We start from the raw sequence: 18,556 nt of genomic DNA, 5'->3' as shown, positions 1-18,556 counted from the left end.
GCACAGTAATAGAGAGCGTGGCTACCATTACCACCTGACCGTGACCCTGAGTGACAACACGCAGTTAATTCCAGCCTTCCCCTATACCCTTGGCCCACGCTTCTTCGGCAAGCTGGACGATCAAACCCTGGTAAATGTCTGCTCCGGTGAAGTCGGCGGCGGGCTGCCACCCAGACCACCTCCGCGCCCCTGATTCCCTCCGTGACTCGACGGGACTCCAGCGCACAGCCTGTGCGCTGGAACTCTGTCCATAAAAATATTGGGCTTTGCAAAAATTAACACCATTACCCCAGGCGCACTGTACACAATGCCCGGCGATAAATAATCATAGGTACAGGAGGAATTTGCTCTCTCTAAAAAATGACTGAATTACTTAGCGGCAAAGACATAGGACAGCTTTTCAGTTTAGGTTGTCGGGGGGAATTTCCAGTTTAGAAACCGCTTCTCAGTATAATTCTTGTACTGCATCCAGTATCAAAATGCACAGCAAGCATCCATATTTTGTCCACTTTTCTCGGGTAGTTTCAAAGTACTTATCCTTTGATGCCTCGGTGGATTATGAAAGTAAAAGCACTCTTAAATCACGACGGGTACTCGCTACTGTCCTATGCCCTCACCCTCACATTACTCGCTGGTGTACTGCATGGCTGTGGAGGTGGTGGAAACTCCTCCTCTGAAACAGAAACAAGCAGTGATGTGAGCAGCAGTGGCAGTGATGGCGATAGTGACTCTGGGGATAACAGCAGCGATGATGGCGGCTCGGGGGATGCCGGTGTTTGGATCATCAACACCACCGATGAGCGCGCTCCTTACATCTATGAGAATAACAGTAATGAACAGGTTCAGGTAAACGTACAAAGTGTCGAGTCAGTAACGGTGAGTGGCAGAGACTATACACGGGTAACTGCTACAGGCATCCCCGACTACGAAATTCTTATCACTGACAATATCCTCAACGCGCTTCTCAGCCGCCCCAAAGTCAGCACAGACTTCCTCAGTGGCAGCCCTACAGTGCAGCCAGGGGATATTATCAGTTTTGGTCAGGATATTGGTTACCGCAGTAATTCCTCTTGCGGCGCTGAAGCTGGATATGGTTTTTGGCCACCGGGGCCCGTTTGCCCAGAAAACGTTTCCCATGAAGGCTATATTCCCAAAACGCCAGAAGTTGCTACCGAGGATTGCGAGACCGGCCTCGGCGTCCAGGGCTACTGGGTGAACGGCACCTCAATTTACCAATGGAGTGATGGCCAGTCAGTTAACAACACCTGGCACACTCTCGCACCTTTCGCAGAGGTCTACGATGTGGATGTCTGTGGAGGCCATGCCGCCAATGGCGACTACCACCATCACTTCTACAGCAACTGCCTCGCTGACCTGGTGGGTGATGTGGGTGATAGCCACTCACCAATCTACGGCTACACTGCCGATGGCTATGCCATTCACGGCCCCTGGGAAGACGACGACCAACTGGCACTGAGTAGTTGGGCGGTGCGCAACTATAACGATCCCAACTCGAAAACCGGCTGTGGCGATGCCGGAGAGCGGAGCTGTCTCTTGGTAGATGAATACAACATCAACCAGGGGACCCAAACCACCAATAATACCGGTCCCACTACCAGCGGCAGCTATACCTCACTATCGGGTAATGAATTCGATACAACCTCTGGTTTCTTTTACGAAGATTACTACTGGGATTCCGAATTAACCGCTCTGGGCGGAGCCTACCTTGATCAGTACAACGGGCACAGCGATAGCGAGCGCGGCTATCACTACCACCTAACGGTTACGCTCAGTGATGATGCCCAGCTGATACCGGCATTCCCATTTACTTTTGGGCCGCGCTTTTACGGAAAACTGGACGACCAAACTATCGTGAATCGATGCTCCACTACTTTCGGTCGTTAAAGTTTAATCATACTTGGAAGCGAGCAGCTTATGAAATTACACAAGTATTTAATTGCCGGGTTCCTGGTATATGCAGTGATCGGCACCCTCACAGTGATAGCCCAAGCCAATCCGCATACAGGACACGGTGGTGATCAGCACCCCATTGTGGAAATACCAATGCATATTGCCACACCGAGAATTGAGCTGAACATCAGCCGGGATACGATGTCCGGATTCAATTTACACATCGACTTTGACCGCTTCGAACTCGAATCACCTCGCGATGCCAGTGATACCCCACAAAGATTTCTTGAGGGCCACGCACATCTTTATATTAATGGCAAAAAAGTACAGCGCCTCTATGCCGCCGATGTGCACCTGCCAGAAAAGCTATTACGGCCCGGATTTAACCAAATCACTGTAACCCTAAATGCACACGATCACAGCACCTGGAGCCGTGGAGGTAAACGGATACTGGCAACCCTCTTTATACAGTGCGACCGGGAAAACTTTGTCTTACACCGGTTTTCCACTTCGCCAATTTCTCTCGGAGCTTCCGTTAAAAATCAGGCTCCAACACTGGGAGCCACCCTTGCAAATAATTGAGCTTTTGTTCTGCACAGCAAAAGCTACTCACCCGCCATGGGAAAGAAAATCATCTGCGTATTTACTGCATAATTACTGTACGTGTACGCTTGTGTTACAACCGACCAGCACAGGCATGACCCAGGATCAACGGAACGGGAGGATTCGCCGCGTTTACAGCCTGAAGGACGAACCGGATACGATATGTCGTTAAATATTCGCTACAAACTCAGCTTGGCATTTTTACTGACCACCGCAATTACCGTCGGTGGTATGTTTGTATTTTTCCAGTGGAGTTTTAGCCACGGTTTTCTCGCCTACATGCGTGCACAGGAACTACGCGATGTTGAAGACCTTGTTCAAGCGCTGGAAGACTTTTATGCACATAAAGGGAGCTGGCAGTCCCTGGAAGGCAACGGCCATGAATGGCTGGACCTACACCATCAAACCATCTTTCGCCAACTGGGACAATTACCACCACCGCCCCCTGGCGGCCCCGGCAGGCCTCCAAGGGGCATGGGTCCAGAAGGTGGCAGACCAGGAATGCCTCCACCCGCTGGTGACCGTCTCGGCCCACGCCTAAGCCTGCTCGATAGCGAAAAGCGCCTGGTGATTGGACGCCCCGCACCAGCAGAGAAATTGCTCTACCAACCCTTGACCGTTGAAGGCAAGACAGTGGGGTTTCTCACTATCAACCCACCGGCATCCCTGTCCAATAATTATGAGCAGGGCTTTATACGGGAACAGTCACGTACTTTTGCACTGATCTCTATTGTCACCTTCATCCTGGCCCTTGGTATCGCCCTGCCCCTGGCCTGGCAGCTGGTTCGCCCCATCCGCCGCCTAGCTGAAGCTACCCATCGCCTTACCTCCGGCAATTACAAAACCCGTATCGATATTGAACGCAGCGATGAGCTGGGCCAGCTAAGTGCGGATTTCAACCGGCTGGCTGCAACCCTTGAGGCCAATGAGCACGCACGCAATCGCTGGATGGCAGATATATCCCATGAATTGCGCACTCCACTGGCAGTGTTGAAGGGACAAATTGAGGCGTTACAGGATGGTGTACGCACCGCTTCCCCAAAAAACCTCGATATACTCCATGATAAAATTCACCAGTTAAATCGCCTGATCAACGACCTCTACGAACTCTCCCTATCTGACGTGGGAGCTCTTAGTTATTGCAAAACCGATATTCCCCTAGCTCCATTACTAAATGATATCGTCGATGATTTTCGCAGTGCCTTTGCGCAGAAAAATATAGCCTTGAAATTGACCAATAAACTAAGTGCAGACAGGCTCATCTATGCCGATGCGGCGCGCCTACAGCAGCTATTCGGCAACCTGCTCACTAACAGTTTGCGCTATACCGATAGTGGCGGCCAATTACGAGTTTCAGCCCGTGCCAAAGCACAAACCGTTATCCTCACTTTCGAGGATTCAGCCCCTGGAGTCACCAATGGGGATATACCCCACCTTTTCGACCGCCTATACCGTACTGAAAGTTCACGTAGCCGCGAGACCGGTGGGGCTGGCCTGGGTTTGTCAATCTGTCAAAATATTGTCAAAGCCCATGAGGGCAGTATCTCAGCCACCTCTTCGCGCTTAGGAGGCCTGGAAATCAGTATTTTTCTCCCCCTTATTCAGCGGATCAAATGGTAGGAATAATGACCGCAAAAATCCTTATAGTTGAAGATGAAACCGAGCTGGCCAACCTGCTGCTGGACTATTTACGCGCAGCTGAATATCAAGCCGATATCCTTTCTGATGGCAATCAGGTTGTGCCCTATGTGAAGTCCCAATCGCCAGATTTAATTTTGCTGGACCTGATGCTCCCCGGAAAAGGCGGACTGGAAATCTGCGAGGAAATCCGTCGCACCAGTAATGTACCGATTATTATGATGACCGCCAGAATAGAGGAAGCAGACCGCCTGCGAGGGCTGGAAATTGGTGCGGACGATTATGTGTGCAAGCCGTACAGTCCCAGGGAGCTGGTAGCAAGGGTAAAGGCGGTATTACGTCGTACCACTGCCACCGGGCAACCAGACCTGGGCACGATACAACTGGAACCCAAAACCAGGCAGCTGCGTATTGGCGGCCGCGATGTTGGTTTGACCTCCCTGGAGTTTCACTTGTTTGAGCTGCTCTACAGTGAACCCGGCCGCATTTTTTCCCGAGAGCAAATCATGGATCGCATCTATTCAGATTACCGGGTAATCAGCGACCGCACTATCGACAGCCATATCAAAAAAGTACGCAAGAAAATAACCGCTGTACTACCAGACACAGAGCTTATTCAATCGGTGTATGGGGCGGGATATAAATTCGAGATGCAATAATAGCCTTGTTATTCACAGGCAAATTTTGGTGCTTATAACAACTGCTGGGGGCAAGCCCCAGCTAAAAAATTACAGGGCTTCGGTCGCCTTTTGCAGCCACTCGGCAGTCTTCTCATTGACCAGCGGCGTAATAGTATCGCGTACGCGCTGGTGATAGCGATTGAGCCAGTCCAACTCCTTTTTTGTCAGCAGCTCCACATCAATTAAACGGTGATCGATCGGCGCCAATGTCAGCTCCTCAAACTCCAGAAAACCGATGTAATCCGCACTCTCTTTAACGAAAACCAGATTTTCTATTCGAATTCCATATTGGCCGGTAAGGTAAAAGCCGGGCTCATTGGAAAGAATCATGCCTAGCTGCAATGCCACACCAGTGGCTACCTTGCCAATTCTCTGTGGTCCTTCATGCACACTTAAGAAACTGCCAACCCCATGGCCTGTACCATGAGCATAATCCAGACCCGCCTCCCACAGTGAGCGCCTTGCGATAGCATCTATCTGCTCTCCGCAGGTGCCTAGTGGGAAGCGCAGGGTGGCTATTGCAATGTGGCCCTTCAGTACTCTGGTAAAGTGCTCCTTTGCAGGTGCCGGAAATTTCCCCAGGGCCACTGTGCGAGTGACATCGGTAGTGCCATCCGGGTATTGAGCCCCGGAATCACACAGGTAAATGCTTTCCGCTTTCATCGCCAAGCTGGATTGATCACTCACCCGGTAGTGCACAATGGCACCGTTGGGTCCGTAGCCCGAGATAGTTTCAAAACTATTTCCGCGGAAACCCTCGCGCTCCTCGCGCTTGCTATACAGCAGTTGCACCGCCGACAGTTCGTCAAGGCCATTTTGAACCGCACTGGGTAACTCGCACAGAAACTCACACAGTGCCGCGCCATCGCGCTCATGGGCGGCCCTGGAGCCGGCCAGCTCCACAGAATTTTTACAAGCCTTCGCCTCAATCACGGGATCGCGCTCAAGTAGCAACTGTAAATCCAGTTCGCGCAGCTGCTGCAGGGTCCAGCAATTGCTTATTGAGGCATCTACCCAGATCTTATTGGCATGGCGACGGCGCAAGTCTTCGAATAACTGCCCTTTTTCTGACACCAGTATCACTTCGTGATCCAGATGCTCCAGCACCCCTTCACCAATAGCCTGCTCGGCCAGGTACAGTGTGGCACTGCCATCCTGGTACAACACCGCATTAGCCAGGGCAACGGGGAGGTGGGGAATATCATCACCGCGGATATTAAAAAGCCAAGCGCAGCTTTCGGGGTTGGGCAGCCAAAGGGCATCTACACGTTTTTCCGCCAGTAATCCAGCAATACGCTGGCGCTTTTCTCTAGAGTGCTCCCCGGTAAATACCAATGGATGTGGACGCGCGGCTCCACAGGGAGGGTGGGGCCGATCCCGCCAAACCGCATCTATTGGATTTTGTTCCAGTGGCCGGAGGGAGATATCCCTCTCGGCGAGACGCTTTTTCAGCAGTGCCAGTCCAGGTTCGGTATGTAAACGTGGGTCAAAGCCAAGCGACTGTCCTTCACGTAATTGATCGCAAACCCAAGCAGCAATAGCCTGACCATCAAGGTTTTCCAACTCAATGGGTTGATCCCCTATCTGCTGCTCTCCCTGCAATGTATAACGCCCATCGACAAACAGCGCTGCTTCCCTCTGACTGATTACTGCCATGCCGGCGGACCCGGTAAACCCAGTTATCCAGGACAGTCGTTCATCGGCGGCGGGTACATACTCATTCTGATATTCATCAGCGCGGGGAACCAGGAAGGCCTCCACCCCCTGCCGCTTGAGCTCACCACGCAACGCCTGCAACCTGTCCTGACTCATAGATCCCCCTTAACTTAAGAGAACTGCAAACCCGTTCACCAGCCTTGACTGGTCCCACTGTGCAATCCGCCCAACATTGATTTGGCTGAAAGGCCAACTTTATTCGAAAGATGTCCAGAAGCGCCAGCCCTGACAGCAACTCAGCCCATTGGAGCTTGGTCTTCGCTGATCAAGCTCACATATTGCCTAATTCGCAGTATACCCCACCCTCTAAACAGTACCGGCGCATACAAAACCAACCTCAGCCACAAGAAAATCTGTATATAGGCATGTTCACAAATCGACTTGTTGTTAACCGTGAAAATGTATACATACTGAGCACTGTCGGACACTTGGCAGAATACAGTGGCTGAGATGGCACAAAGAATATGAAGTGGAACACTACCTGATTTAAATATTAATTTTCTAAGGGTAAAATTTCTGCAAGCCACTCAAGTTGCCACCCTCAGCAAATCCCACTCCTAAGGTACAGCTTCCACTAACTACTCAAGTCATCACCCTTGGCAAGTCCCCACCTAATGGTATAGGCAGGAGATATATAAGCCTCCTGTATCTTCCATTTCTTTTGGGGACCTACAGCCCCCAGATAAAGGGTTCCCTAGCCAGGCTTTAAATTGAGTCTTTCGATCGTTTGTATAGTTTCCCCTCACCTGGCAATTACGACCCAATAATGGACTTTCTGACCTGCCGAAAATCTACCTACGAATCACCGGTGATGTATGGAGTCTGTATAGCGGTAATGGTAACTTCGGCGATCACATCACCTAATGATACGCAATATTATCAAAGATATTTTCTTCGGACACGCAACGGTTAATCCCGTTTACGACTCCGTGTAGCAAGCAGGTGAACTCACACACAACGGCCAGGGATTTGCCTTTGTGTAGAGCAAAATGTCTAGATATTAAGAAACAGAAAAAATATGATTAAAGGATATTGGTCAACCAAGGATTTATACCAACACTACCGCTGCTCAAGCCGTACATTTTTTAGATGGATAAAACGAGACACAAACCCTTTTCCATAGCCACACATCAAAGCATCTGACAGTCACAAACATTGGGCTATCGATGATATTGAAAAGTGGGAGCCTCAAGTTTCACATCCAGAAGCAGCTTGAGACCAATACTTCCCCACCCGAAGAGGAAAGCTTGTATTTTATCGGGCGGGAAGGATATCAACCCGAAAAGGGCACCTTATATTAACTTATTCGATTGAATTATCCCATTTGGTAATGGCCGATTGCCATGTCGGTCACCAAATACAGCTTTTACTCCACCTTTTGGCGCATGACTGGGAAGCTCCAATTTTAATTGTCTTAGTAGCACACCACCGTGCTGTTCTGGTTTCATCGCTTGATTTCCAACTCCGCTCACCCAAAGCCCTCCAAATGCTTGTCGCGGCGAACCCGGAATTATTTTGTTGCCAACATAATGTACGTCGACGTATACCTTTCGAGCAGTACCGTTAAATATAATTGCATTTTTAAAAACAAAAACATAAGTATTTGGATAAGTCACAGCAGATGAACGAACCAAACACTCTAAATCGGTATAGGTAAGACCATTATTGGCCCACAGTTCAATTTTATTTATTAAGGTATAAGTTGCCCCAGAACTATAACAACTATTACACATCATCATTCTCCTTACATAACCGTCGCAAATAAATTTATCCACTAAGTTCAAGTAAAAAATCTGACTTGAGATTATTTGTCGGCACTAAGGGGTAAGTTGTTACGCTTCGAAGTTCATTATTTATCACACACAATTACACGGCGTCTTTTATTGCATTTCTCAATAAATCTATCTCCATTACCCATAATCAATTAATAGAAAATAATTATTTCTTCTGCGTTAAAATTGAGCGGGTATTACATTTTGTGTATCTCTAAAGGATTTTCGATATCGAAGGCAAAAAGATTTTAAATGGATATTAGTCGATCAAAGGTGATGAGCAGTGGGAGGTTCAAATTTTACGCCTAAAAAATACACAGTTGTTTTCCAGTCCATCCTTAGCGATGGCAGGCACCTCATCGCCTTCGCTAAGGATTACTTACTTATTTAGGCGTCGATGTTGAATCTTATTTTGTATTCCCCAGTAAACACATTTTGAACCAATACATCTGAACTGCACTTAGATGAAGGGGTTGCTCCTATTGAAAATTGATAGTAGCCATTCATCTGGATAACTGACCAATTGAACCTACATGATTGATAGGTTAATACCCCAGCATCCGCCACACCATTAGTGATAGAGGTGTGGAAAGTCGAATTGTTTGCAACTGCTGGGCTTGGAAATAATGGAGAAATAATCCCGGTTGAATTTGTTCCATTAATGAGCACATTATCAGAAGAAGTGTTATTTTTGAGTTCTATGCTGGTTGATAATGTAGATGCCAGTGCCGGTACAGAGTGCGCTACTGATACAAGTAATGCTGCTGTTAGAAAAAATTTTCGTTTAACTTCCATTTCAGTGCTCCTTGAAAATGACGTGTGAAGACTTTCAGCAAGTCCATAGCCATTTCAACCCAGCCTGTCATCAAATGTCAATATTGTCACATCAATACAAAACATGGGCCGCAAAAACTAATCAGTGAAGCTAACCCAGGAACGTTGGAAAGAGTCAACTCCAGCAACAGTAAATGTATACAGCCAAGAGCCTACCCTGCCACCCTATTAGCATCGACCAGCCTGACCGGATAGTATTCATTGGTCACCAGCCAAGAGCAAAACCAAAGGCCAATTTGATATAATGCGTCCTTTCGGATTCGGCCTTGGAGTATATTTCTATATGTGTACACAGGGCGTACACAGATAAGGTTAAATCTAAGTGAACCAAGATTTTTCTCAACGATTTCAAAGACGTAGAACTTTCGCCATCATTTCCCACCCGGATGCCGGTAAAACAACCGTGACCGAAAAGTTACTTTTGTTCGGAAACGCAATCCAGATGGCAGGCTCTGTCAAAGGTAAGAAGGGGCCCCATGCGCGCTCTGACTGGATGACCATGGAACAAGAAAGGGGCATCTCTGTCACCTCATCGGTCATGCAGTTTCCCTACAAAGAGCGCACGGTTAACCTGCTCGATACTCCTGGACACGAGGACTTCTCCGAGGATACTTACCGGGTACTCACCGCAGTGGACTCGGCACTGATGGTGATCGATGGGGCCAAGGGGGTCGAAGACCGTACAATAAAACTAATGAATGTGTGCCGCCTGCGTACCACTCCCATTCTATCTTTTATCAACAAACTCGATCGGGACATTCGAGACCCCATCGAAGTGATGGATGAAATTGAGGAGGTCCTCAACATCCAGGCCGCTCCTATCAATTGGCCGCTCAGTTCCGGCAAAAGCTTTAAAGGGGTTTACAACCTCTACACCGATACGATTCACGTATTTACCCAAGGCCAAGGCCACACCATCCCGGATGATATCCAGATTAAGGGACTTGATTCAGCAGAGGCTGACGAATTGCTCGGGGAGTACGCAGAGGATATCCGCGAGGAGATCGAGCTGGTGCGCGGTGCCACCCATGAGTTCAATCTGGAAGCTTACCTAGCGGGCGAACTTACCCCAGTATTTTTTGGTACTGCCCTTGGTAACTTTGGCGTTCGTGAAATGCTCGATGGGTTTGTGGAGTGGGCTCCGGGTCCCCAGTCCCGCGCTACCCAAGAGCGCCAGGTTGAACCGAGCGAAGAAAAGTTTTCCGGTTTTGTGTTTAAGATCCAGGCCAACATGGACCCCAAACACCGGGATCGTATCGCCTTTATGCGCGTTTGTTCCGGTACCTACTCCCGCGGAATGAAAATGAAGCATGTGCGCATTGGCAAGGATGTAAAAATTGCCGACGCCGTGACGTTTATGGCCGGCGACCGCACCCATGTAGAAGAGGCCATTGCCGGTGACATTATCGGCTTACACAACCACGGTACTATCCAGATTGGCGATACATTTACCGAAGGTGAGGCTCTTAAATTTACTGGTATCCCCAATTTTGCTCCAGAGTTGTTCCGCCGGATTCGCCTCAAAGATCCGTTGAAACTGAAACAGTTACAAAAAGGTTTACAACAGCTTTCTGAAGAAGGCTCTACCCAGGTATTTTTCCCGCTGGATAACAACGACATTATTGTCGGTGCCGTTGGTGTATTGCAGTTTGAAGTGGTTGCCTATCGCCTTAAGGACGAATACAAAGTAGAAGCCATTTACGAAAATGTAAATGTGAATACAGCCCGTTGGGTGGAAAGTGAAATCGTCAAAGAACTGGAGAACTTCAAACGCAAAGCAAGTACCAATCTCGCCATTGACGGTAGCGGCCACCTAACCTATCTGGCACCAACCCGAGTGAATTTGCAGTTGGCAGAGGAGCGTTATCCGGATATTCGCTTCTACGCTACCCGTGAGCATTAATTTATGCGGGCTTTTCCTGAGACCATTTGCCAGTTCCAGGGCGTTTAAGCAGTAGACTGAGAGATCCATAATGAGTCAGCAGAAAGAATTACCGGCAGAGATACCCCGCCTTGGCAACAGCGTCACCGCTGCTATTGGCAGGCTGCTGATCAGGCTGATGGGCTGGCGCCTGGAGGGCACCTTCCCCCCTGAGAAGAAAGTGATGGTGGCCCTGGCCCCACACACATCCAACTGGGATTTTGTCGTAGCCATGCCTTTTATCATGGCCTACAGGGTAAAAATTTCCTGGCTGATGAAACGGGAAGCTTTTTTCTTTCCCTTTAAAAATCTCTTTATGTGGCTCGGCGGTGTCCCTACCAATCGCGGCTCCGCAGGGGGTATCGCAAAACAGGTAGCCACGCAGTACCGCAATAACGAGAAAATGTGGGTCGGTATTACTCCCGAAGGAACTCGTAAGAAAGTTACCAAGTGGAAAAGTGGTTTCCTGCGAATTGCTTACGCAGCCAATGTACCAATCTTATTGGTTGCCTGGGATTTTTCACGTAAACGCTTCTGCCTTGACTCCCTCTACCATCCCACCGGAAACCTGGACGAGGATATGAGAGAGATCCAGCACCGCTTCAGTAAATACCAGGGGTTCCACCGCAAAATGCAGACTGGCACCTTGGAGGGTAACGAATCCTCCCGTGATAGAACTTAGTAGCGATTTAACCTTAACCACACTCCTGATACTCACCGCGGTGGCCTTCACCGCGGGCTTTATCAACGCCATCTCCGGTGGTGGAGGCCTGATCACCCTGCCCACACTTTTATGGGCTGGCCTTCCCCCGCTCGATGCCCTCGGCACCAATAAATTCCAAGCGGTTTTCGGCACTCTCTCATCCAGTTTTAACTATTTTCAAAAGGGGCACTTGCAACTGAGACCCCTGTGGCCCGGCCTTGTCACAGCAATGATCGGTTCATCCATGGGGACCTGGGCTGTCACAAAGCTCGGCGTTGAAACACTGGATACATTACTGCCTTTACTGATTATCGCCATTGCTCTCTACTTCAGTTTTTCACCGAGAATTTCAGACATCGACTCCAAACCCAGAATGGACTCGAGGCTCTTTCATCTTTTTGTCGGTGGCGGGATAGGTTTTTACGGAGGTTTTTTTGGCCCCGGCATGGGAGCCTTTTATGCCTTAGCATTTGCGGCGCTACTCGGCTACAACATGCGTAAAGCTACTGCGTCGACCAAACCATTGGTTTTGGCCACAAATATCACTTCACTAGTTATATTTATACTAGGTGGCCACCTCTCTCTAATGCTGGGTATTACTATGGCTGCCGCCCAGATAATTGGTGCAAGACTTGGGTCCAACCTGGTTATCACACATGGAGCCAGGCTAATTAAGCCTGTGATTATTCTTGCCACCCTGGCTATCGCGATAAAATTACTATTGGAGCCGTAGAAAAGTGACCCTGTTTCTCACCTTGCTGCTGTCCTTCTGTGCATTCGTCATTGTAATCTGGACTTTTATGCACTTGCGTACCCCGCGTTTTCGCATGGATAGAGCCAGTTTTATTAAAGGCCTGGAAGACGCCATTACCGGTCAGGCCAGCGAGAGTGAGTGGCGTGCTTTGGTGGCGATTCCGATGCGCCATGACCCAGAGCTGGAGAAAATGCGTCTCAAGTGCCTGGAAATAGAAGAGTACGAGTCCAGTGATAGCCCACCCTATTTATTTACCGAAAGGGGACTGGAACAGCTGCGCCAAATTCGCAGCAAACTACTTATTAATACATCAGACAAACAGTCAAAATCTTGAGCCAACGAGTGTTAATCAAGGATAAACATATGTTTAAACCACTGTTATCCCTTACCGGGGGTCTTATAGCAACCATGGCGATTGGTATCGCCCAGGCAAAACCGCTGCCTCAGGAGGACCTCTCAGTTGCCGAGGTACTACGCGACCGCGCCCTGGAGTCCTCAGATGCATACAGCATCGTGGAATCATTGACAGTGGAGGTTGGGCCTCGCCGCGCAGGTACCGAGGGAGACCGGCGTGCAGTGGCCTGGGCTCAGAAAAAGATGCAAGACCTGGGTTTTGACCGGGTCTATACGGAACAGATAGACGTACCGCGCTGGGCTCGTGGCCATGCCCACGCAGAAGTTGTTTCTCCTTATCCGCAACCCCTGGTTGTCAGCTCCCTGGGCTACAGTGTTGCAACACCCGATGGCGGTCTCACCGCCGAGATTGTCGAGTTCGCCGATGTAGAGGCTTTAATTAAAGCATCGCCAAAACAGGTTAAGGGTAAAATAGCGTTTATCAACAAACGCATGGAAAAAGCCCGCACCGGTGAAGGCTATGGCCCTGCAGTTCAGGGGCGCAGTCGCGGTATGCGCGCAGCTTCAGAGAAAGGTGCAGCTGCCCTGCTCCTGCGCTCCGTCGGCACAGACTCAGACCGTTTCGCTCACACCGGTATGATGTCTATCGACGGTATTAAAAATCCGGTCCCCGCCCTGGCGCTCTCAGCACCCGATGCCAACCTGCTTGAAGCCATGCTCAAACGCGGTGCACCTGTAGAAGTTAAGCTCAATGTGAATAATGAGCGCCTTGCCGATGGCCCCTCTTTTAATGTGATTGGGGAAATTACTGGTCGCGAAAAGCCGGAAGAAGTCATGATCATTGGGGCCCATCTGGACTCCTGGGACGAAGCCACAGGTGCCCTTGACGATGGTGCTGGTGTCGCCATTGTTTTGGAGACTGCACGCCTGATTGGTGAGTTACCCGAGCGTCCACGTCGCACCCTGCGTGTAGTCCTGTTCGGTGCAGAAGAAATTGGCTTGGTCGGTGCTAAGCAATATGTCGATGCCCACCGCCATGAACTCGACAACATTATCGCCATTTCAGAATCTGACTTTGGCGCAGGAAAAATCTGGCGCTTTGATACTAGGCTACCGGAGAGTAAATTCGATATCGCCGACCAGATGATGCAATTATTGGCGCCGCTAGGTATTGAGCGTGGTAATAACGAATCCTATGGCGGCCCCGATAGCAGTGTTTTCGTCGCCCAGGGTGTGCCAGCCTTTGGCCTTTACCAGGATGGTACTGATTACTTCGACTACCACCACACTCCCAACGATACCCTGGACAAGATCGACCCTGAGAACCTGCGCCAAAATGTCGCTGCCTGGGTGGTGATGTCTTTCCTTGCCACCGAAATGGAAGGTGACCTCGGGCGTATTCCCACTAAATCTGAGTAATCTATAAATACTCCAGTTATTTTTAAAAGCCCCCACTCAGAGGGGTTTTTTTATTTCCCTCTTATTCCACCCAACCCAAACTTTCGATCACAAAGACTTCCGTGCCACCTTTAATAAAACTGACATCTCTGTCTAAACAGGTAGTTGTTTATAACTGATGACAAGCGGATGAAGAGACGGTTACTAACAGAATCCATGGATAGACCTGTGCATAACTCCGGGATATCCACTTTCAGGCCTCTGTTTCCATAGGGGGCCTTTTAATGGGTAAAAAAACACCACTGATTCTAGGGTGATTTCCACAGGTCGGCCGTTATTAACAGAATGGCTGGATAGACTTGTGTATAACTGTGGTATATCCGCTGCCAGCCTTACAGTTGTGTGACATTGCGCGAGCGCACAAAAAATCACCGGCTTTTTCATTGGTATTTTTGTGTCACTTTTATCCCTGTCAGGCCCTTTTTTACAGCGGAGATAATTTCTTTATTGGGAAGATTTTTTCCGGGAAGACTACTAGTAGTACTGCGGTAAATTATTTGGGAATGCCCTTCCAGGGAAGATTGCAGTAAAAAATAGCTGGGCGCTCAATTTTTTCCAGGAGAGAAAGTCGCGAGGAGAACTCTTTATTTACAGTCGCGTAAACGTGTTCGACTTTTTACCGGGGTTTTTCCTGATTAAATTTTTCAACTGGATTTTGAGGGCAAAAACCTGACTGGGTTATTCATTACTTTTCAGGGTTTCTTTGTCACATTATTTTCTTAGTTTTTATTTTTAGCTTTTCTTTTTTAATTTTTCTTCGTTTCATCTTTGCCTTTTTTTATTTTTAACTTCCAAGTTTTTGCTTTTCTTCTTTACGGCTCTTCACGGATATTTTTTTCACACATAAAAAAAGGGCCACCCATTGGGTGGCCCTTTCGGATTAGAAGCCTGACGATGACCTACTCTCACATGGGGAAGCCCCACACTACCATCGGCGATGTTGCGTTTCACTTCTGAGTTCGGCAAGGGATCAGGTGGTTCCACAACTCTATTGTCGTCAGGCAAACTGGCTTGGGTTGGCGCTGGTCTTATAAGCAATGTGCTTGGCCTGCCGCGTTATCGCTGTTTGCCTCGGTCATGTTGTTGACCGGCGATAACCCCAAATAAGTCGGTAAAACAATCTGTAGTAATACACCGCAAGCGATCGTATGTCTCTAACTCACAATCCGCTAGCTTAGCTAGTCGTTAGTAACCATCTCTGTTGTATGGTCAAGCCGCACGGGCAATTAGTACTGGTTAGCTCAACGCCTCACAACGCTTCCACACCCAGCCTATCAACGTGGTAGTCTTCCACGGCCCTTTAGGGGAATCAAGTTCCCAGGGAGATCTTATCTTGAAGGAGGCTTCCCGCTTAGATGCTTTCAGCGGTTATCCCGTCCGAACATAGCTACCCGGCAATGCCACTGGCGTGACAACCGGAACACCAGAGGTTCGTTCACTCCGGTCCTCTCGTACTAGGAGCAACTCTTCTCAAATCTCCAACGCCCACGGCAGATAGGGACCGAACTGTCTCACGACGTTCTAAACCCAGCTCGCGTACCACTTTAAATGGCGAACAGCCATACCCTTGGGACCGGCTTCAGCCCCAGGATGTGATGAGCCGACATCGAGGTGCCAAACACCGCCGTCGATGTGAACTCTTGGGCGGTATCAGCCTGTTATCCCCGGAGTACCTTTTATCCGTTGAGCGACGACCCTTCCATACAGAATCGCCGGATCACTATGACCTACTTTCGTACCTGCTCGACATGTCTGTCTCGCAGTCAAGCGCACTTATACCATTATGCTCATTGCATGATTTCCGACCATGCTGAGTGCACCTTCGTACTCCTCCGTTACTCTTTGGGAGGAGACCGCCCCAGTCAAACTACCCACCATACACTGTCCTCGATCCGGATAACGGACCAGAGTTAGAACCTCAAACATACCAGGGTGGTATTTCAAGGACGGCTCCACAACAACTAGCGTCGCTGCTTCAAAGCCTCCCACCTATCCTACACAAATAGGCTCAAAGTTCAGTGCAAAGCTGTAGTAAAGGTTCACGGGGTCTTTCCGTCTAGCCGCGGGTACACTGCATCTTAACAGCGATTTCAATTTCACTGAGTCTCTGGTGGAGACAGCGTGGCCATCGTTACGCCATTCGTGCAGGTCGGAACTTACCCGACAAGGAATTTCGCTACCTTAGGACCGTTATAGTTACGGCCGCCGTTTACCGGGGCTTCGATCAAGAGCTTCGCCGAAGCTAACCCCATCAATTAACCTTCCGGCACCGGGCAGGCGTCACACCCTATACGTCCACTTACGTGTTTGCAGAGTGCTATGTTTTTAATAAACAGTCGCAGCCACCTGGTCACTTCGACCGGCCTCAGCTTAGGGAGCAAGTCCCATCACCAAAACCGGCGTACCTTCTCCCGAAGTTACGGTACCATTTTGCCTAGTTCCTTCACCAGAGTTCTCTCAAGCGCCTTGGTATTCTCTACCTGACCACCTGTGTCGGTTTAGAGTACGGTTCACTATTGCCTGAAGCTTAGAAGTTTTTCCTGGAAGCAGGGCATCAACCACTTCGTCTCTAAAAGAGACTCGTCATCAGTTCTCAGCCTTAGGGACCCGGATTTGCCTAAGTCCCCAGCCTACAACCTTAAACATGGACAACCAATCGCCATGCTGGCCTAGCCTTCTCCGTCACTCCATCGCAGCAATAGCGAGTACAGGAATATTAACCTGTTTTCCATCGACTACGGCTTTCGCCCTCGCCTTAGGGGCCGACTAACCCTGTCCCGATTAGCGTTGGACAGGAACCCTTGGTCTTCCGGCGGGGAGGTTTTTCACCTCCCTTATCGTTACTCATGTCAGCATTCGCACTTGTGATACCTCCAGCAGACCTCCCGATCCACCTTCAACGGCTTACACAACGCTCCTCTACCATGCCCGAAGGCATCCGCAGCTTCGGTTACCAATTTAGCCCCGGTATATCTTCCGCGCAGGCCGACTCGACTAGTGAGCTATTACGCTTTCTTTAAAGGATGGCTGCTTCTAAGCCAACCTCCTAGCTGTCTGGGCCTTCCCACATCGTTTCCCACTTAATTGGTATTTGGGACCTTAGCTGGCGGTCTGGGTTGTTTCCCTTTCCACGACGGACGTTAGCACCCGCCGTGTGTCTCCCGCGATTGCACTCCTCGGTATTCGGAGTTTGCATGGGGTTGGTAAGTCGGGATGACCCCCTAGCCCAAACAGTGCTCTACCCCCGAGGGTGAGACGCGAGGCGCTACCTAAATAGCTTTCGAGGAGAACCAGCTATCTCCCGGCTTGATTAGCCTTTCACTCCGATCCACAGGTCATCCCCTAATTTTTCAACATTAGTGGGTTCGGTCCTCCAGTTGATGTTACTCAACCTTCAACCTGCCCATGGATAGATCGCCGGGTTTCGGGTCTATTGCCTGCAACTAAACGCCCTATTAAGACTCGATTTCTCTACGGCTCCCCTAAGCGGTTAACCTTGCTACAGACAATAAGTCGCTGACCCATTATACAAAAGGTACGCAGTCACCCCGAAGGGCTCCTACTGCTTGTACGTATACGGTTTCAGGTTCTATTTCACTCCCCTCTCCGGGGTTCTTTTCGCCTTTCCCTCACGGTACTGGTTCACTATCGGTCAGCTGGGAGTATTTAGCCTTGGAGGATGGTCCCCCCATATTCAGTCAAGATAACACGTGTCCCGACCTACTCGATTTCACTCTAAATGCCTTTTCGTGTACGGGGCTATCACCCTGTATCGCGGTACTTTCCAGAACCTTCCACTAAAACATAAAGAGCTTAAGGGCTAATCCCCGTTCGCTCGCCGCTACTAAGGGAATCTCGGTTGATTTCTTTTCCTCCGGGTACTTAGATGTTTCAGTTCCCCGGGTTCGCCTCCATAACCTATGAATTCAGTTATGGATACTCCTAAAAGGAGTGGGTTTCCCCATTCGGACATTCTAGGATCAAAGCTTGTGTGCCAGCTCCCCTAGACTTTTCGCAGGCTCCTACGTCCTTCATCGCCTCCAGCTGCCAAGGCATCCACCGTATACGCTTAGTCGCTTGACCATACAACACAAACGACTACTAACGACTTTAACATCCAGACTCAACAATAAATCATTGGCCCGGACGCCGGATTGTGTGCTTGAGAGACACACAATATTGATGTTGAGTATTGTTAGTACTCAACCTCGC

Annotated in this window: 13 protein-coding genes and 2 rRNA genes; 9 read left to right on the top strand and 6 right to left on the bottom strand. The window is 49.4% G+C overall.

Going from position 1 to position 18,556, the window contains the following annotated elements; genetic code table 11:
• Window positions 1–558 precede the first annotated feature (558 nt).
• The 4 genes from ACJJJB_RS00405 to ACJJJB_RS00390 all read left to right on the top strand — a co-directional run bounded on the left by ACJJJB_RS00405 (window position 559) and on the right by ACJJJB_RS00390 (window position 4,811).
• Window positions 559–1,905, top strand: a complete 1,347-nt coding sequence (locus tag ACJJJB_RS00405) for a YHYH protein (RefSeq protein WP_445365494.1) — start codon at window positions 559–561, stop codon at window positions 1,903–1,905.
• A gap of 30 nt (window positions 1,906–1,935) precedes the next feature.
• The gene (locus tag ACJJJB_RS00400; protein ID WP_282951695.1) at window positions 1,936–2,493 is read left to right on the top strand and encodes a hypothetical protein; all 558 of its coding nucleotides are present in this window, start codon (window positions 1,936–1,938) and stop codon (window positions 2,491–2,493) included.
• Between the two features lie 183 nt (window positions 2,494–2,676).
• Window positions 2,677–4,134, top strand: a complete 1,458-nt coding sequence (locus tag ACJJJB_RS00395; protein ID WP_282951696.1) for an ATP-binding protein — start codon at window positions 2,677–2,679, stop codon at window positions 4,132–4,134.
• A gap of 5 nt (window positions 4,135–4,139) precedes the next feature.
• Complete coding sequence (locus tag ACJJJB_RS00390) at window positions 4,140–4,811, top strand: response regulator (RefSeq protein ID WP_282951697.1); 672 nt, start codon at window positions 4,140–4,142, stop codon at window positions 4,809–4,811.
• A gap of 69 nt (window positions 4,812–4,880) precedes the next feature.
• Here the strand turns inward: ACJJJB_RS00390 and ACJJJB_RS00385 are convergent, their stop codons facing one another.
• The 4 genes from ACJJJB_RS00385 to ACJJJB_RS00370 all read right to left on the bottom strand — a co-directional run bounded on the left by ACJJJB_RS00385 (window position 4,881) and on the right by ACJJJB_RS00370 (window position 9,115).
• A complete protein-coding gene (locus ACJJJB_RS00385) occupies window positions 4,881–6,644 on the bottom strand; it encodes an aminopeptidase P family protein (RefSeq protein WP_282951698.1) in 1,764 nt (587 codons plus the stop codon).
• A 478-nt stretch (window positions 6,645–7,122) separates the two neighbouring features.
• Entirely contained in the window at window positions 7,123–7,230 is a 108-nt protein-coding gene (locus tag ACJJJB_RS00380; protein WP_157533350.1) for a hypothetical protein, read from the bottom strand.
• Window positions 7,231–7,840: 610 nt separating this feature from the next.
• Window positions 7,841–8,332 carry a hypothetical protein gene (locus ACJJJB_RS00375; protein ID WP_445365493.1) on the bottom strand — a complete coding sequence of 164 codons (492 nt, stop codon included), beginning with the start codon at window positions 8,330–8,332 and terminating at the stop codon, window positions 7,841–7,843.
• Between the two features lie 375 nt (window positions 8,333–8,707).
• Window positions 8,708–9,115 (bottom strand): hypothetical protein, encoded by a 408-nt coding sequence (locus ACJJJB_RS00370; RefSeq protein ID WP_157533335.1) that lies wholly within the window; start codon window positions 9,113–9,115, stop codon window positions 8,708–8,710.
• Window positions 9,116–9,476: 361 nt separating this feature from the next.
• Here ACJJJB_RS00370 and ACJJJB_RS00365 point away from each other — a divergent pair, with 361 nt between their 5' ends.
• The 5 genes from ACJJJB_RS00365 (at window position 9,477) to ACJJJB_RS00345 (ending at window position 14,305) form a co-directional block, all read left to right on the top strand.
• Complete coding sequence (locus ACJJJB_RS00365; RefSeq protein ID WP_282951701.1) at window positions 9,477–11,057, top strand: peptide chain release factor 3; 1,581 nt, start codon at window positions 9,477–9,479, stop codon at window positions 11,055–11,057.
• A gap of 70 nt (window positions 11,058–11,127) precedes the next feature.
• On the top strand, window positions 11,128–11,757 hold the full coding sequence (locus ACJJJB_RS00360; RefSeq protein ID WP_020411846.1) for a lysophospholipid acyltransferase family protein: 630 nt from the start codon (window positions 11,128–11,130) through the stop codon (window positions 11,755–11,757).
• Window positions 11,744–12,511, top strand: coding sequence for a TSUP family transporter (locus ACJJJB_RS00355; RefSeq protein ID WP_282951703.1), 768 nt, complete (start codon window positions 11,744–11,746; stop codon window positions 12,509–12,511). The genes ACJJJB_RS00360 and ACJJJB_RS00355 overlap by 14 nt, the downstream gene beginning before the upstream one ends.
• Window positions 12,512–12,515: 4 nt before the next feature.
• Window positions 12,516–12,866 (top strand): hypothetical protein, encoded by a 351-nt coding sequence (locus ACJJJB_RS00350; protein ID WP_282951704.1) that lies wholly within the window; start codon window positions 12,516–12,518, stop codon window positions 12,864–12,866.
• Between the two features lie 29 nt (window positions 12,867–12,895).
• Complete coding sequence (locus ACJJJB_RS00345) at window positions 12,896–14,305, top strand: M20/M25/M40 family metallo-hydrolase (RefSeq protein ID WP_282951705.1); 1,410 nt, start codon at window positions 12,896–12,898, stop codon at window positions 14,303–14,305.
• A gap of 925 nt (window positions 14,306–15,230) precedes the next feature.
• On the opposite strand, the gene rrf is transcribed toward ACJJJB_RS00345, so the two are convergent.
• Together rrf and ACJJJB_RS00335 are read right to left on the bottom strand one after the other, a co-directional pair.
• Window positions 15,231–15,346, bottom strand: a 5S ribosomal RNA gene (rrf, locus tag ACJJJB_RS00340).
• A gap of 203 nt (window positions 15,347–15,549) precedes the next feature.
• Window positions 15,550–18,427 (bottom strand): 23S ribosomal RNA (locus tag ACJJJB_RS00335).
• Window positions 18,428–18,556 lie beyond the last annotated feature (129 nt).

It is taken from the genome of Microbulbifer variabilis (genome assembly GCF_052468405.1).
The sequence above is the reverse complement of the archived record's forward strand: the minus strand, read 5'-3'. Positions and strand labels throughout refer to the sequence as shown.

Bases quoted from the DNA above. Each gene is read 5' to 3' on its own strand.
- ACJJJB_RS00405 (WP_445365494.1), top strand. From the start codon at position 559: ATGAAAGTAAAAGCACTCTTAAATCACGACGGGTACTCGCTACTGTCC.
- ACJJJB_RS00400 (WP_282951695.1), top strand. From the start codon at position 1,936: ATGAAATTACACAAGTATTTAATTGCCGGGTTCCTGGTATATGCAGTG.
- ACJJJB_RS00395 (WP_282951696.1), top strand. From the start codon at position 2,677: ATGTCGTTAAATATTCGCTACAAACTCAGCTTGGCATTTTTACTGACC.
- ACJJJB_RS00390 (WP_282951697.1), top strand. From the start codon at position 4,140: ATGACCGCAAAAATCCTTATAGTTGAAGATGAAACCGAGCTGGCCAAC.
- ACJJJB_RS00385 (WP_282951698.1), bottom strand. From the start codon at position 6,644: ATGAGTCAGGACAGGTTGCAGGCGTTGCGTGGTGAGCTCAAGCGGCAG.
- ACJJJB_RS00370 (WP_157533335.1), bottom strand. From the start codon at position 9,115: ATGGAAGTTAAACGAAAATTTTTTCTAACAGCAGCATTACTTGTATCA.
- ACJJJB_RS00360 (WP_020411846.1), top strand. From the start codon at position 11,128: ATGAGTCAGCAGAAAGAATTACCGGCAGAGATACCCCGCCTTGGCAAC.
- ACJJJB_RS00345 (WP_282951705.1), top strand. From the start codon at position 12,896: ATGTTTAAACCACTGTTATCCCTTACCGGGGGTCTTATAGCAACCATG.